At 36.7% G+C, this 16371-nt stretch carries 16 protein-coding genes; 12 read left to right on the forward strand and 4 right to left on the reverse strand.

Annotation, left to right across the window (positions count from 1 at the left end; all coding sequences use genetic code 11):
- Positions 1-353: 353 nt before the first annotated feature.
- Together ACH0CI_RS17645 and ACH0CI_RS17650 are read right to left on the reverse strand one after the other, a co-directional pair.
- Positions 354-887 carry a PIN domain-containing protein gene (locus ACH0CI_RS17645; RefSeq protein ID WP_047750993.1) on the reverse strand — a complete coding sequence of 178 codons (534 nt, stop codon included), beginning with the start codon at positions 885-887 and terminating at the stop codon, positions 354-356.
- A gap of 7 nt (positions 888-894) precedes the next feature.
- Positions 895-1251 carry a hypothetical protein gene (locus tag ACH0CI_RS17650; RefSeq protein WP_335707064.1) on the reverse strand — a complete coding sequence of 119 codons (357 nt, stop codon included), beginning with the start codon at positions 1249-1251 and terminating at the stop codon, positions 895-897.
- A 430-nt stretch (positions 1252-1681) separates the two neighbouring features.
- Between ACH0CI_RS17650 and ACH0CI_RS17655 the strand changes: the two genes are divergently transcribed.
- Positions 1682-2659: a ring-cleaving dioxygenase gene (locus tag ACH0CI_RS17655; protein ID WP_335707065.1), complete on the forward strand. Its 978-nt coding sequence runs from the start codon at positions 1682-1684 to the stop codon at positions 2657-2659.
- Between the two features lie 98 nt (positions 2660-2757).
- Here the strand turns inward: ACH0CI_RS17655 and ACH0CI_RS17660 are convergent, their stop codons facing one another.
- Positions 2758-3264 (reverse strand): PCYCGC motif-containing (lipo)protein, encoded by a 507-nt coding sequence (locus tag ACH0CI_RS17660; protein WP_335707066.1) that lies wholly within the window; start codon positions 3262-3264, stop codon positions 2758-2760.
- 234 nt (positions 3265-3498) lie between these two features.
- Here ACH0CI_RS17660 and ACH0CI_RS17665 point away from each other — a divergent pair, with 234 nt between their 5' ends.
- From ACH0CI_RS17665 to ACH0CI_RS17680, 4 genes are all read left to right on the forward strand, one after another.
- Positions 3499-4353 carry an STAS domain-containing protein gene (locus tag ACH0CI_RS17665; protein WP_335707067.1) on the forward strand — a complete coding sequence of 285 codons (855 nt, stop codon included), beginning with the start codon at positions 3499-3501 and terminating at the stop codon, positions 4351-4353.
- 321 nt (positions 4354-4674) lie between these two features.
- A complete protein-coding gene (locus tag ACH0CI_RS17670; protein WP_033578956.1) occupies positions 4675-4875 on the forward strand; it encodes a DUF3311 domain-containing protein in 201 nt (66 codons plus the stop codon).
- Positions 4872-6365: a sodium:solute symporter family transporter gene (locus ACH0CI_RS17675; protein ID WP_028413379.1), complete on the forward strand. Its 1494-nt coding sequence runs from the start codon at positions 4872-4874 to the stop codon at positions 6363-6365. The genes ACH0CI_RS17670 and ACH0CI_RS17675 overlap by 4 nt, the downstream gene beginning before the upstream one ends.
- Before the next feature lie 226 nt (positions 6366-6591).
- Positions 6592-6759: a Fur-regulated basic protein FbpA gene (locus tag ACH0CI_RS17680; protein WP_080754423.1), complete on the forward strand. Its 168-nt coding sequence runs from the start codon at positions 6592-6594 to the stop codon at positions 6757-6759.
- Between the two features lie 220 nt (positions 6760-6979).
- On the opposite strand, the gene ACH0CI_RS17685 is transcribed toward ACH0CI_RS17680, so the two are convergent.
- The gene (locus ACH0CI_RS17685; RefSeq protein ID WP_195693981.1) at positions 6980-7573 is read right to left on the reverse strand and encodes an exonuclease domain-containing protein; all 594 of its coding nucleotides are present in this window, start codon (positions 7571-7573) and stop codon (positions 6980-6982) included.
- Positions 7574-7806: 233 nt separating this feature from the next.
- Here ACH0CI_RS17685 and ACH0CI_RS17690 point away from each other — a divergent pair, with 233 nt between their 5' ends.
- The 7 genes from ACH0CI_RS17690 to ACH0CI_RS17720 all read left to right on the forward strand — a co-directional run bounded on the left by ACH0CI_RS17690 (position 7807) and on the right by ACH0CI_RS17720 (position 16326).
- Complete coding sequence (locus ACH0CI_RS17690; RefSeq protein ID WP_028413377.1) at positions 7807-8103, forward strand: hypothetical protein; 297 nt, start codon at positions 7807-7809, stop codon at positions 8101-8103.
- Positions 8104-8484: 381 nt separating this feature from the next.
- A complete protein-coding gene (locus tag ACH0CI_RS17695) occupies positions 8485-10836 on the forward strand; it encodes an immune inhibitor A domain-containing protein (RefSeq protein WP_406901971.1) in 2352 nt (783 codons plus the stop codon).
- Between the two features lie 221 nt (positions 10837-11057).
- Positions 11058-12437 carry a class II fumarate hydratase gene (gene fumC, locus ACH0CI_RS17700; RefSeq protein WP_034266080.1) on the forward strand — a complete coding sequence of 460 codons (1380 nt, stop codon included), beginning with the start codon at positions 11058-11060 and terminating at the stop codon, positions 12435-12437.
- A gap of 175 nt (positions 12438-12612) precedes the next feature.
- Positions 12613-12831, forward strand: coding sequence for a hypothetical protein (locus ACH0CI_RS17705; protein ID WP_108674720.1), 219 nt, complete (start codon positions 12613-12615; stop codon positions 12829-12831).
- A 46-nt stretch (positions 12832-12877) separates the two neighbouring features.
- On the forward strand, positions 12878-13774 hold the full coding sequence (locus ACH0CI_RS17710; RefSeq protein WP_406901972.1) for a GH25 family lysozyme: 897 nt from the start codon (positions 12878-12880) through the stop codon (positions 13772-13774).
- A 61-nt stretch (positions 13775-13835) separates the two neighbouring features.
- A complete protein-coding gene (locus tag ACH0CI_RS17715) occupies positions 13836-14102 on the forward strand; it encodes a hypothetical protein (protein WP_028413373.1) in 267 nt (88 codons plus the stop codon).
- A 136-nt stretch (positions 14103-14238) separates the two neighbouring features.
- Positions 14239-16326, forward strand: a complete 2088-nt coding sequence (locus tag ACH0CI_RS17720) for a PAS domain S-box protein (RefSeq protein WP_406901973.1) — start codon at positions 14239-14241, stop codon at positions 16324-16326.
- Positions 16327-16371: the final 45 nt, after the last annotated feature.

Below are 16371 nucleotides of genomic sequence, written 5' to 3' on the forward strand. Positions count from 1 at the left end.
ATCTCCAATACACTGGGTGTGGGTAAAACGGACGAGGACGTGGGTAAAAGTAAGGGGGGTGGTAATAAATAGGACGTGGGTAAGGGTAAGGATAAAATGGACGTGGGCGAGGATATGGATAATAACCATAAGGAAATCTTTCTTCAGTTTCCTGGGGATTGGAATAATAATCATAGCCATATTGATACTCTTCTAAAGGTTGTTCCGGGTAATATGGGTAATTCACTCTTTTCACCGCCTAAGTTTTTATGCTTTTTACTGTATTCAATATAGAAAGAATTGGAGTATGTACCCATCAAACTTTTAATTTGAAAAAGGCGGGAGACAAGGAGTATTTTGAAAGCAGAAACAAATTAACTTTCCTTCTCGTTTTCTTGTAAGTTATCAGCACCGGGAAGGTTGGGAGGTTCAAAGCTTTTAATAAAAGAAGCGTAAGCAATCGTGTCTTTAATAGGATTTACATAAGATAATGGTTGACCTCGATAGCTGAAATTAAATGTAATCCAAGCAAAATCTTTATTATTGTTGGAAATTAGTTTTGCATTATGTATAAAAGCAGATGCGGCAATCATCGCATCCGGGCCTTTAATTTTTTTATTTGATTCTATTTTGGCTTTTCTGCGAATTTGAGCTGCTAGCTGTGCAATTTCACTTGTAACGTCTACAATCTTATCGGTCATATCGTAAATATAATGATTTTTTACTGCTTTGACTTGAGGATTTGTTTCTACTTCCCAATGCGACAGAAGTTCCATTTGTACAACGGTAGGCATTAAAAATTCCGTATTATTTGAAATAAGTTCATTAATATATTCCACAACTTCTGGATAATTAAGCGCATGTGAAGCCCAAATGTTTGTATCAATGATTACTTTTTCACCCAACACAAATCGTTCACTCCTCTCTACTAGCCATTCGCACGAGCTCTTCTAACCCAAAAGGTGAGTAAAGAGCCGCGGATTCTGAAAGCTGATTGCTTAATAGAAGCTTTTCGTATTTAGTTAATCTAGTTTTGGCAGATTTTATGAGCCTTTCTTGTGCGCCGTTTACCACTTGATCTTTTTTATCATACGTGCGCAGAACTTTATTTTGAGGTTTGTATTTAAGATTTTTCTTCTGCATAGGGGATGAGGAAGGTGATTGCGGTAAGGGTTGTGTATAAATTTTTCCATTTATTTTTAGGTTAAAGTGCTTCTGAACTTCCTTGCTGTATGTTGCTTTTTTGTTATCTACCAAGCGCTGTGCTTTCATGATATCCCTGCCTTTTATATAAATTTATATAGTATATGTGATGAAGTTTTTTCTTACTATTCCTTTTATATAAAAAGATTAAAAAAGTTAGCTGCCGGGAGTTATTGAATTAATTGATGTTTGCCTGTTGGGTGATGATCTCAGCCAATACCGGACAAAGGTTTAAAAACATGATATCGTGTAAGAGAAATAAATTAGTATAGGTTAGAGAAGGAACTAGGCAACAATACGGTATTTTATTACCAATTTGGTCCGTCCTCATTTATGAGATTTTGCTAAAATGTAAAAACCTACATATTTCCTTCCGAGATCATCCATACTTTATTGACAAAGGAAAATTAATCATGGTATATTATCTTTAATTAAAGATATTTAAATTAAAGATAAATAACGAATGATAAACTAGACGATTTACCCGGAGGAATGTAGAATGAACCACTTAAAAGGAATACACCACGTAACGGCTATTACGAGCAGTGCAGAAAAGAATTATGAATTTTTTACCTATGTGTTAGGCATGCGCTTAGTAAAAAAAACGGTCAATCAAGATGATATTCAAACGTATCATTTGTTTTTTGCAGATGATAAAGGCAGTGCCGGAACGGACATGACTTTTTTTGATTTTCCAGGCATCCCAAAAGGTTTTCACGGAACAAATGAAATTTCAAAAACATCTTTCCGCGTTCCAAATGATGAGGCTTTAGACTATTGGATAAAGCGCTTTGATCGCTTAGAAGTAAAGCATACGGGGATTCAAGAGCTATTTGGGAAAAAGACGCTTTCGTTTGTTGATTTTGATGATCAGCAGTATCAGTTAATTTCCGATGAAGGAAACCAAGGAGTTGAATCAGGCATTCCTTGGCAAAAAGGTCCTGTACCTCTTCAATACGCTATTACGGGACTCGGTCCTATCTTTATTCGTATCGCCGAGTTTAATTACTTTAAAGAAATGATAGAAAAAGTCCTTTTATTTAAAGAGATTGCTCAAGAAGGAGATTTCCACCTATTTGAAGTAGGAGAAGGAGGAAACGGAGCGCAAGTAGTAGTTGAACATAATGAAAAACTTCCGCAGGCTCAGCAAGGTTTTGGAACGGTTCATCACGTTGCTTTTCGCGTAGAAAATCGACAGGCTCTTGAAGAGTGGATTAACCGAATGCCAAGCTTCGGTTTCCATACGTCTGGTTATGTGAATCGTCACTTCTTTGAATCGTTATATGCAAGAGTGGCTCCGCAAATCTTATTTGAATTTGCGACAGATGGACCAGGATTTATGGGAGATGAACCTTACGAAACGCTCGGAGAAAAATTATCACTTCCTCCATTTTTAGAGCCGAAACGTGCAGAAATTGAGAAACTCGTGCGTCCAATTGATACAGTAAGAAGTACAAAAGAGTTTGTGAAAGAATAGTACACAAAAAACACTCAAATAGTTATTTGAGTGTTTTTTGATGTTTTCTACTTTTACATATATCTGTCGCGAATGTTTACTTGAACAATGCCAATGTTCTACAAGGAAGGAGTAGGAGTGGGTTGTGCATAGCCTTCCTTATATTTTTCATCGATGTCTTTGCGAATATCTTTTATTGATTTGCCTCGGTTATAGTCGAGCATAGCTTTAGCTGCAATTTCTATACACAATCCGCATTTTGTTCCATGATCATCCCAGACAACTGCTCCATTTCTTTTGTTTTTAAAAATAAAGCAGTCATAGCTATTTTTGTGATTCGCTTCCATTCCACATCCACAGTAGCAAGGGATTTTTTCAAGTAGTTCACGATTTTTAGCAACGGATAGATAAACTAGCTTCATGTCTTTAGGCTGGTTCTTCAAAAACTGTGGTAAAACATCTGCTCCTGGAGTTTCTTCCCGAATATCAGCAACTGCAGCTTTATGATGTTCATGACCTGAATGTGCAGAAGAGTTTGTAGCAGAAGAAGTTGTTGTATGGTTTGAACAAGCGGATAATCCAATACTTGTAGCGAGAAGCCCCAACAAAATAATTGATTTTTTCAATACAATTAACATCCTTTCATGTAAAAATAAATGATAGTTGCATCATACACGGCAGTTTATCTATGTAGATAATCAAATACCTGCTTGTTTATATCTAATTCTCTATAAGTATGCAGAGCGGTTATCGTGTATGATAGAGATGGACGAGGAAAAAATATGAAGCATGAATTTCTCATAAGGTGCGTTTTGTAAGTGATTGGACAGAAGGAGAAAGTGAACGGAGGTTAAACAGTAGTGAGTGAACAAAATCAACGTCTTTTTGAATATATTTTAGAGAATTCAGCCTCTATCAGTGAAGAATGGCTGCGCCAAAGAAGTAATATTAAAGGATCGATTTACTCAAAGGACGCAGACGCATCAGTTGAGAAAAAGCTGCGTGAGCAGCATCGTTATACGATCGAAACAATTGCGAGCGGCTTTCTTGACGATCAAGAGATTTTTAAACAACGTATGATGAAATGGACGACGGAAGTAGTAAACAGCAGAATTAAATTTGATACGCCGATTTACGAAGTAGTAGAAGCGCTAAGCAAAACAAGAAAAATTATTTGGACATATGTCAAAACATATAGCCTGATACATTCATCTATTACAAAAGAAGAGATACTGTCTTGGAGTGAAGTTTATCATACAACATTTGATAAACTCATTAATGAATTTTCCGAACAGTATTATAAAATCACAAGGCAAAAAATAAGTCTTCAGCAAGAGCTAATCGACGAAACGAGTTTTCCTGTTATTCCAATTGTAGACCACATCGCGGTCTTGCCTTTGATAGGGCTTATTGATGAAATCAAAGGTGATTCTATTATCGAGGTTGTTCCAAAAAGGTGTGCAGAAAAACATATAAGGCATTTAGTCATTGATTTATCGGGTGTAAATTATGTAGATACGTATGTCGCTCACAAATTTTTTGATTTGATTAACATTTTACAGCTGCTAGGCATCCATGCGATTATGTCAGGAGTGAGTCCTGACATGGCTCAGACGGCTGTTAATGTAGGAATCAGTTTTAATAAAATTGAAACGTTCGGATATTTAAAACAAGCGCTCTCTTCGCTTGGTGTAAAGAAAAAAGAAGAGGAATAAAGTATAGAAATGCTAGATCGAAACGGAACTGTTTGAGACCTTTACTTTCAGTTCCGTTTTTTTGTTTGTCTATATTCTGTATATAAAAATATGAAATAATATTCTGCTGCATTCAAAATTTTGTAAGCATGTCTTACAAACTCCTTTTCATATGGGGACAAATGGAAGATACTAAGGAGCAAACAAACGGCGGTTTTCTATGACAAACGTCTCGTTTAGCTCAAGAATGGAGGTGTAAAGAGAAGAATAAGAGAAGTACATAATGAGATAGTTAAAGCCTTAGATAAGTACTGATAAGCCGTGTGATTAAGGAGGAGTTCTATGAAAATCATTTATCTTCTTTGCCTGCTTCCGTTTGTAGGAATATTAGGTTTATTGCCTTTTGTTAACAAAGTGACGCCGTTTATTTTAGGGATGCCTTTTTTTCTTTTTTGGATTGTTATGTGGGTAATACTTACATCTTTTATTATGGGTATTGTGTACAAGCTCGATCCTGCTGTTAAAGGAGGAGATAAACAATGAATACCGCACTGATTATTATTTTCGGTTTTTTACTTTTAGCTATTTATCTTGGAATTCGAGCTACGCGGGGCAAAAAAATGGATTTGGAACAGTGGAGCGTAGGGGGCAGAGGTTTTGGAACTATTTTTGTCTTCTTTTTGATGGCGGGTGAAATCTATACTACTTTTACGTTTCTAGGTGGAAGCGCTTGGGCATATGGGAAAGGAGGGCCGGCGTTTTATATTTTAGCCTATATTTCTTTAGCGTACGTGTTAGGTTATTGGATTGGTCCGCAAATATGGCGATATGCGAAGCAGCATAAGCTCATGTCTCAGCCGGATTTTTTTGTTTCAAAATACAAAAGTCCGTTTCTTGGTATCGTTGTTTCATGTGCAGGGGTGCTGGCAATTGTTCCTTATATTATTTTACAATTCAAAGGCCTAGGCATTATTGTATCTGAAGCTTCTTATGGCTCTATCTCTTCAACTGCAGCCATTTGGATTGGAGCCATATCATTAACGGTTTACTTAATGATATCAGGCATACATGGTTCCGCTTGGACGGCTATTGTGAAAGATATTATGATTTTTATTGTTGTCTTATTTTTAGGAATATATATGCCGTTTCATTACTACGGAGGCTTACAGCCAATGTTTGAGGCTGTGCATCAAGCAAATCCAACGTTTCTTACTCTTCCCAAGACAGGTCTAAGTATTTCGTGGTTTATTTCTACAGTCATGCTGACTGTATTAGGATTTTACATGTGGCCGCATACGTTTAATGCAACGTATTCAGCTGAAAACGAGAATGTATTTAGAAAGAATTCTATTATAAGTCCTATTTATACGTTAATGCTGCTTTTTGTCTTTTTTGTAGGGTTTACTGCTCTTATGCAGGTACCTGGACTACAAGGCGCAGAAGCGGACTTGTCACTGCTTCGTCTTTCCATTCAAACATTTGACCCGTGGATTGTCGGCTTTATCGGCGCAGCTGGTTTATTAACAGCGCTTGTGCCTGGATCGATGCTCTTGATGGCAGCTTCTACGTCACTATCTAAGAACGTTTACGGCGTGCTTGTTCCCTCAGCGACGGGCAAACAAATTTCGATACTGGCTAAATGCTTCGTACCAGTCATTGCGCTTGTTTCAGTCTATTTTACACTTCATGGAGGGAATACAATTGTAACGCTTTTACTAATGGGCTACAGCATTGTGACGCAGCTGTTTCCTGCTTTTATTTTTAGTTTAATGAAAAACAATATCGTGACTAAATACGGGGCGTGTGCAGGTATTGTTGCCGGCATTGCGTCTGTGATGTATATAACGATTACTGAAACAACGCTTGGCACGTTGTTTCCTGCGTTGCCACAAATCATTAAAGATACAAATGTCGGCGTCATTTCTTTATTTATTAATTTAGTTGTATTAATGGTGGTTAGTTTAGCAACAAAAAAAATCGCCTCACAGCCGCATTTTGAAAGCGGGGCAGTAGATGGCAAACAGATTTTATGAAAATCTTTTTCCAATTGCGTTTTAAGAACATCATGAAGGGTATAAAAGTAGTGCATCACCAAAATGTTCAATATGGCTGCAAGACGTAAGCAGCCTTCTCGATAAAATGTAACGATTGTGTTGTTTTTAAACATAGGTAACGAGTGTGAAAAGCAACAAGACGTATGCCACAAGCGGTGTACGTCTTTTCTATGAAAGATATTCACCTAAAAAAGGAGATGATAACATGACATCTGAAAAAGCATTTGAGCAAAAGAAAGATCTTTTAATGAATCAAATTATTGAATCGGGTTACTTTAAAGCAGAAGACGGGAGACATTTGTACGAATTGAATTTAAGTGAACTAGAACAAACGCATCACGACCTTCAAAGCCAAAAGGTAAGAGAAGTATAATTTGAATCTTCTAGATTATTAGCAATTCAGCTGATTTCGTATATGTCTGTAAACACCAGCTGTTCAGTTTGTTCCTCCGCGATTTTTTGGTTTGAAAGCAGGCACTTTTCTTTTTCTTCCGGTGCGTTTACAACCATATTCCTCAAACATATAACTCAACACTTAAGAAATAGGCAAATAAAAACAAAAAAAGCGCAGAAGCTGCGCTTTTTTTATTAAGTTAAAAACGAGTGGAAGCCGCTGTTTTTTTAGGTTTGCTCATTGCTTTTTTTAATACTTCAGAAAAATAGGGCTCTCCGCTAGGATTTTGCTGTCTTAGCAAGTCAATGGTTCCTTTCACGTCATCCATAGCTCTGTGAGCGTGCTCTCTCTCAATCTTATGATGGTCAAGAAGCGTTGTTAGTTTTTTATTAGGAAAGCCGTACTCTTTCCATTTGACAGCACGCATAGAGCAGTGCCATTTTTGGTTAAATAAAGATGGATACCGTTTTAAAAGAAAACTGCGATCGAAAGAAGCATTATGAGCGATGATAGCCGAAACGCTAGTTAACAATGATTCCACTTTTTTATCGTCTAATGTTTTATTTTTGACCATCTCATTTGTAATTCCCGTTAAGTTTGTAATGTACGGGAAAATGGGAGTTGAAGGCATATTAAATTCTTCATATTCTTCTACAATGTCGATTATTTCTCCGGTAGAAGAATCATAAGAAACAACAGCAATTGCCAGTTCGATAATATCGCATGTTTGAGCACTTAATCCCGTTGTTTCAACATCTAAAACGGCTGCTAATTTCACTTGTTCAGTTGACAACTCGTCGCCCTCCCTTTCTATTTATCATTCTATTAGCTTATCATTTTTTAACAGAAAACGTTAGTAAAAAAGATGAGCAAGCATGTACACGGGTTTATTTTATACGCCCACGTGGAAAAGGAATTTACTTTTTTAAAGGAGATGACGATAGCAAAGGAGAATAGTAATATTTACTCATCTAAATTAAGTCTTCATTGAAAATAATGAAATGAAGGAAGAAGGGGATCGTTATCATGCAATTGCTGTATATGGTACTTTTTCTTGTCTTAATTTTTTGGGGAATTACATCTTTTATTCATTACAGGAATCAAACTATTAAAGTTCGTTTGAACAAACATTATACGAATGCAGTAGAATGGATTGAAGCTGTTAAACAAGAGCTGGAAAAGCAAGGGAAATCCGTGAGTTATGAAGGGGATTTCTTGTTTAAAATTGATGAAAAACCTTATGAAATCGCAGCGCGCAATATGTCTATTTGGAGCACGTCGCTCTATCATATCTTGCTGCATCGTCAAAAAGAACATTCTTAAATTTACTTGCATACAAAGGTTATCACTTCTCGTCTATCGAGAAGTGATTTTTTTATCTTTCTGTATCCATAATGGGGAATTTTTTGTTTTTATATAATAGTAATACGGAAAAGGTGGTTCTAATTCCCTAAAAAAATACGCTTCATACAGTTTTAGTTGTGGTTATCGATTTGGCATGGAATTTGCATACGCAAGAAGGGTTTATCAGACATTTTAATTGTCAGGCAAAGAAAACTAGTTACATACTATAAAACTATTTTACATTATCTACTAGAATCAAAAAATTTTAATAATATAGTAAAATGTAGTTGACCTTCCTAGTTTTAGAATATAAAATAAATCTTGCTAATAGTTTGAAAATTCTAAAATGGAGGGGTTTACTTGAAAAGCTGGAAAAAGATTTTGGGGACATCTTTTCTTGCCACAACTGTTACATTAAGCGGAGTGGGACCAGTACTTATGAATGGAAGTACTGCTTCAGCTAAAACCGCACAATCGGAGGAACTTCCGAGTTCACCAATTGATATGAATACAGTACCGGAAGAAAGATTGGCTAACGCACTGAAAAACCAAGGAGTTATTTCTCAAAGTGCAACACCGCAAGAAGTGAAGAAAGCCGTTACTTCTTACATAAACAAAAAAGATGCACATAAAGAGAGCATGAAAGGACATAAAGCTAGCAAAATTGATTTGAAAGCGAAAGAAATGCAAACAAAACAAAAAGAAAAGTTTCAACGAGGCGAATTTGCTAACATTAAGTCTCAAGGAAACAATTCGGGGAACGGGGTAAACGTTAAACCTGCAGCTCAGGCAAAATATAACGGACAAGTGAGAAAAGATAAAGTTCTTGTACTTTTAGTCGAATACGCAGACTTCAAGCACAATAATGTCGTTCAAGAACCTGGTTACATGTATGCAAAAGACTTTAACCGAAATCACTATCAGCAATTAATGTTTGGAAAGAAAGACTTTACGCTATTCAACGGAAAGAAAATTAAAACGTTTAAACAATATTATGAAGAACAGTCTGGAGGTAGTTACACAGTAGATGGAACGGTTTCTGACTGGTTAACCGTACCTGGAAACGCAAAAGAATACGGAGCAGACAATCCAGCGGGAGGAAACGATAATGCGCCTGGATCCAAAGGGCCTCGTAACCTTGTAAAAGAAGCGCTTGCTGCAGCAGCAAAAAGCGGCATTAACCTTTCAGATTATGATCAGTTCGATCAATATGATATCGATGGAGATGGCAACCGCAATGAGCCTGACGGCATAGTGGATCACTTAATGGTCATTCATGCTGGAACTGGGCAAGAAGCAGGTGGAGGTAAACTAGGAAACGATGCTATCTGGTCTCACCGCTCTACTTTGGGACAAGTATATAAAGTTCCTGGAACAAACATGGCTGCTTATGATTATACAATCGAACCAGAAGACGGAGCAGTTGGGGTTTTTGCTCATGAATTTGGCCATGATTTAGGTTTGCCGGATGAGTATGATACACAGTATACGGGTCAAGGTGAGCCGGTAGGCGTTTGGTCAATTATGAGCGGAGGGAGCTGGGCTGGTGAAGTAGCTGGAACAGAACCGACAAGTTTCTCCCCGCAAAATAAAGAGTTTTTCCAAGCAAATATGGGTGGAAACTGGGCAAATATTCAACAAATTGACAGCAAAAACATTACAAAATCGGGCTCTGTGAGCGTGGTTGATCAAAGTGTCACAAAATCTAAACGACCAGGTATTGTAAAGATTAATTTACCTAAAAAAGCTGTTCAAGGTATTAAGCCTGAGTTTGGAAGCAACTATTATTACAGTAAACGCGGAGACGATCTGCATACGACGATGACAACGCCAGAGTTTGATTTAACAACGGCCAACACAGCTAAATTCAATTACAAAGCGTTCTATGAAGTAGAGGCAGAATACGATTACTTATATGTAAATGCGATTCTTCCTGACGGTTCAAAAGTTCTGTTAGATACAATTGGTGATAAAGCGAATAATGCAGATGGTTCTGCTGAAACATCTAACGGAAACTGGGAAGATAAAAGTTATGACTTAACGCAGTTTAAAGGTAAAAAAATCAAGCTTCAATTTGAATACGTCACGGACGGCGGACTTGCTCTTCAAGGATTCGCTCTTGATAATGCTAGTTTAGTAGTAGATGGAAAAACGGTATTCACGGACGATGCTGAAGGAGCTCCAAAAGTAACGTTAGATGGATTTGAAAAGACAAACGGCATCAGCTATAAAGATAACTATTATTACCTTGAGTGGAGAAACTATGCAGGCAGTGATAAAGCACTTCAATTCGCGCGCGGTGCAAAATATAATACAGGCATGCTGCTTTGGTACGCAGATGAAAGCTATCTTGATAACTGGGTAGGGCAACATCCGGGTGAAGGATTCCTTGGTGTAGTTGATTCACATGCTCATAAAGTTCTTTACTTTAATGTGAATGGTATTAGCACTACAGCAAATTCAAGCCGATATCAAATTGCAGACGCCGCGTTCTCATTTGATAAATCACCTGCTTGGTCATATTCTCATAAAACGTGGGGAACGATTTCATCTAAAGAATCAAATGGTGTTACAAGCTTTAACGATAAAAAATCGTATTTAGATGAAAGAATTAAAGATGCAGGCCGCTTGCTTCCTCAAAACGGATTAAAATTAGACGTAATTGGTGAAGCAAAAGACAATTCAGCTGGTGCTGTATGGATTCATAAGTAAAATTGGACTTATTAAAAAGATCTGAAGAGCGTATTCTTCGGATCTTTTTTTGTAACATAAAATCAAAATAAACTATGAGCTAAATAATCAAATAAGTTAAGCCCGTTTAAAAAATAGAAAAAAGGGAATTTTCAACAGTGAATAATTGTTATTATGTCATGAAATTCATCCATATAATCAATACTAATAGGTAAAGAAAATATTGAAAAGGAGTTCTAACTATGAGCTATCGTATCGAAAGAGATTCAATTGGAGAAATCAAAGTGGCAGAAGATAAACTATGGGGAGCGCAAACGCAAAGAAGTAAAGAAAACTTTCCAATAGGGATTGAAAAAATGCCGATTGAAGTAATACGCGCTTTTGCGGTTCTGAAGAAAAGTGCGGCTATTAGCAATCATAAACTAGGCAAACTATCAGCAGGGAAATCGGAAGCCATCGTGCAAGCTGCTAACGAAATTATTGAAGGGAAATGGAATGAACATTTTCCTTTAGTAGTATGGCAGACAGGAAGCGGAACGCAATCAAACATGAATGTAAATGAAGTGATTTCCCACCGGGGAAACCAGCTAATAAACGGCGACGAAACGCTCCATCCAAATGATGATGTTAATATGTCACAAAGCTCTAACGATACTTTTCCTACAGCTCTTCATATTGCAGCTGTACTAGAAGTCGAAGATCAATTATTGCCTGCTTTAAAAACATTAAAAGAAACGTTTGCTGCGAAGCAAGAGCAGTTTAAAGATATTATTAAAATAGGAAGAACCCATTTACAAGATGCTACACCGCTAACACTAGGACAAGAAATTAGCGGATGGCATCATATGCTCGAAAAAAATGAAGAAATGATTAAACAAAGCGTAGAGTATATGAAGGAGCTAGCTATTGGCGGTACAGCTGTTGGGACGGGGATAAATGCACATCCTGACTTCGGCGATGAAGTAGCGAAAGAAATCAGCAGCACGCTTGGAAAAACATTTATCTCAGCACCTAATAAATTTCATGCATTAACAAGTCACGATCAAGTGGTTTATGCCCATGGTGCACTCAAAGCCTTAGCAGCTGACTTAATGAAAATCGCCAATGACGTACGCTGGCTGGCAAGCGGTCCTCGGAGCGGATTAGGTGAAATCACGATTCCTGCTAACGAACCAGGAAGTTCTATTATGCCTGGAAAAGTAAATCCAACTCAAAGTGAAGCTCTAACAATGGTTTCTGCACAAGTGTTAGGGAATGACGTGACGATTGGCATTGCGGCTAGTCAAGGAAACTTTGAATTAAATGTATTTAAGCCGGTTATTATTTATAATTTTTTACAATCAGTCAGACTGCTGACAGATTCCATGCAGGCTTTTAACGATAAATGCGCAGTAGGAATTGAACCCAACAAAGAGAAAATCCAGCATAATCTAGAAAATTCTCTTATGCTTGTAACAGCGTTAAATCCGCACATAGGGTATGAAAATGCGGCTAAAATCGCCAAGCTGGCTCATCAAGAAGGAACGACATTAAAAGAAGCAGCGGTAAAAACAGGCCTTCTGACAGAAGAACAATTTGAGCAATGGGTAAATCCAGCTAATATGATTCATCCATCAAAATAAAACAAGAAGCCAAGCATTCTGAGCTGCTTGGCTTCTTGTTTTATAATAAAATGAACATTGTTCTAAATAAACATATAAAAAGAGAAAGCGGATTAAAAGAAATTTTACACTACCTTGTACTAGATTCAAGTACATACGATTAGGGTATTTACATCTTTATAAAGGAGGGATTCACGTGACGTACGAAGTGAAGTTTTATTTTGGAAATGAAAAATCAATCAGTACATTGGTTGAATCAGAAAATGTAAAAGAGCTTGAGGAATCTATTATTCATACGCAAGGATGGTATCGTTATTATGACAAAAAACACGAAGCTTATTTAGCTATTCAAATGAGCAACGTTTTACACATCGTTATAAAAGAATATCAAGATCCGGAAAAACAGGGGTTTTAAAATATTCGTCGTATACATAAGGAAGCTAGCAAAAGAGGTGAAAACTATGCAAAGTCGACATTTAAATAATCCTATTATTCTCGATGTTTCTCATCATCAAGGAATCATTAATTGGAAAGAAATAAAAAACACCTCAGTGAAAGGGGTGTATATAAAGTTAACAGAAGGCGGAACTTTTGTAGACCCTAGATCTTATGAAAATTATATAGGTGCTAAAAATGCGGGCTTGAGAGTAGGATTTTATCATTATGCTCACTGTACAAATAGCCCGGAGAAAGAAGCTGCTTTTTTTATTGCTCAGCTTGGACAAATGAAACTAGACCTTCCGCCGTGTTTGGATCTAGAAGAAGATAAGAAAAAATCCAAAGAATTTGTTTCTCGCTTTGCCGTAAGCTGGCTCGAGCATGTTCACAAAACAACAGGGATTAAGCCTATCGTATATACTAATTATCATTTTGCTAAAACTTTTTTTACAACTGAAATAAGTAAGTATCCTTTGTGGGTAGCAAGATATAGTGCAAACAACAGACAAGGCGGTATGCAGCACCCTGGTGAGCTAAGTCAATGGCAGCGGTGGGCAATGTTTCAGTATACGGATTCTGGCAGAGTAAAAGGAATTTCTACAAATGTGGATATAAATGAAATGGACTGCTCATTTTTTAAAGAAGTCACAACAAATCTCTCTATGACGAATAATACAAAAGGACCATTTGGCTATTCCAAAGGTGATAGAGGGTTAGGAGTCAAACAAATTCAGCAAAACTTACTTACGCTAGGTTTTTCTCTTCCGAAGTTTGGAGCAGACGGTTTCTATGGAGATGAATTAATCGCTGCAGTGAAAAAATTCCAGAATCAGTATGGCCTTTTTTCAGATGGAATAGCAGGAGCGGACACGCTGCAGCGTCTTATTAAAGAAGTGAATAATCTGAATAATCTGGTTTGAGAGAGTACCTGAGAGGGAAAAGTTATTGTAAGATTCAAAAAGGTACAAGGAAGGAGTTATTATGAGAAAACGAAAACAAAAAGCATTGATATCAGGTATTACACTATCAACGGTAGGAGTCGGCATTACGTCTTATCTATTAAGCGATGCTGCGAAACGCCGAAAAGTAAAAGGACTTGTTCGAAGTGCCAAAGTAAAACTTTCAAGTTTATCTAAAAAACAGCAGGTAAATGCTAGCCTAAATAAAGATGCGCATTCAGATCCTACGTACGTTTCTGAAAGCAATATGATTTCAGAAGGACCTATGTATCAAGATCAGCATAGATAATAAAAAAACTAGTCTTGCCTCGGGCGAGACTAGTTTTTTTTATCAATTTTATAAATAGCAGCGCTTATTCATGTTACACTCTCTATATAAGGGAATTATTTCACGCATATTTACAAGTAAAGGAGGAATAGAAGGAGTGATTAGTAGCGGATTATTTGTTAACTTATGTATTTTTTCGTTTTTTGTCAGTATTATGATTGCGATACGAATATTTTTGCTGCAGCGTCTAGCCCATAAATACAAATGGATGAGTGGTATTTATGCAAGTATTGTTTCTGCTATTCTTATGATATATAGCGTTACGTATCAACAGATTACATATGATTTACGTTTTCTTCCTCTTATTTTGACCGTTCTATACTTTGGTTATAGAGCCGGTGCAGTTGCAGGTATCACTATGGCTGTGTGCAGTATCTATTTAGAAAGTCATTGGTTACTGACTATCTTAATTTTAATCTTTACCTTTTTATTTTCCCTTCCTCTTATTCGATATAGAAAGCAGTTTTCTTTATTAAAACAATCTCTTCTTTGTTTTTTTATTCATTTTATTGTTCATGTCTTACTGACGAATTACTTCTGGAATACACCTATTCAGTCGCCGTTTTATAGCGAAATAGAATATTTAGTGTTCGGAATTCTCGGACTGGGAGTAGCTGTAGCGACGATAGAATTTTATCGTAAATTTTACGCTGTAGCAGAAGAAGCTGCTTATGCTGGATCAGATTCATGTAAGGATGAAGAAGATTCTTTTTTTGTCAGAATAGTGAAAAAAGAACTGGAATATACGAAAGAACAGCTGGAGTCTTTTATTAATCATCACATGGATGCGGTGATCATAACTGATTTAGAAGGGCGGATCTTGCGAGTTAATGAAGCCTACGAAAAAGTATATGGCTGGAAAGCCCACGAAGTAGTTGGGAAAACATATTACGAAATAGCAGGGGCTTTTAGTGAGGACGTACATGAGAATATAAAAAAGACGGTTGCTGAAAAAGAGGCAATCAATCGAGTAGAAGTTGTAAGAGCTCGTAAAGACGGAAGTTTAGTAGATCTTCGCATCACTATTTCGCCAATTTTTAATGGGAAAGATGAGTTAATAGGTTTGTCTGGAGTATGTGTGGATATATCTGAGGCTAAAAAAGCGAGAAAAGAGCTTGACTTGCTGCATCGTAAGCTTAAGGAAAGTGAGTTGAAATATCGAACGTTATTTGAATATGCAAACGACGCAATTTATTTACTTGAAATAGGTTCTAATCATTTTCCTTCTCGTTTTATCGAAGTAAATGAAGCTGGATGTAAGCGCTTTGGATATACGAGAGAAGAGCTTTTATCCATGCCATGCCAAGATATTATACCTAGAGATTCTGACATTGTTCGAAAAACGGTTGAAGAAATTCGCCAAGGAAATCTTTCTTTCACGCTGCAATCACAGTTTACATTTAAGTCTGGAGAAGTAAAAAAACTAGAATATAGTGGGAAATTGTTCAATATAGAAAACAAAAAAGTGCTTCTTATTGTTTCAAGAGACAGGACAGAATACCTAGAAACAGAAGAGCTGTTGCAGAAATCTGAGAAATTAGCAGCGGTCGGTCAGCTTGCTACAGCTATTGCTCATGAAATTAGAAATCCTTTAACGGCCATCAAAGGGTTTATGCAGCTATTAACTGAAAAAGCGAGTAAAGAAGAGTTAACCTATATGAACATTATATCCTCTGAAATTGAGCGTATTGAAATGATTACAGATGAATTCATGTCTGTGGCAAAACCACAGGCTGTAACATTTCAGTCGATTGATTTGCAGCTATTAATTCAACAAGTGATTTTATTGCTGCAGCCTCAAGCAACCATGAAAAACATTTTTATTGAACTTCACTCATATGGAGAATTGCCTCTTGTATATTGTGAAAGCAATCAAATGAAACAGGTGTTTATAAATATTCTTAAAAATGCGATTGAAGCAATGCCTTCCGGAGGCGAAATTAAAGTTGAGCTGAGACAAAAAGACAACAATCACCTTCATATTCAAATTATTGATGAAGGTGTAGGAATTTCAAAAGATCGCATTAAACATTTAGGTGAACCATTTTACAGTATTAAAGAAGACGGTATTGGGTTAGGGTTAATGATCTGCTTTAATATTATCCAGCAGCATAAAGGAACTCTTAGTATTGAAAGTGAAGTAAACAAAGGGACGAATGTGGAAATTTGCTTACCGTTAAAATAAAAGGTAATCAGTTAAAGGCAGAAGAAATTTTGCAACAAGTTGTTT

The sequence above is a fragment of the Priestia sp. 179-F W1.4 NHS genome (assembly GCF_045369295.1).
Lineage (GTDB): Bacteria > Bacillota > Bacilli > Bacillales > Bacillaceae_H > Priestia > Priestia zanthoxyli.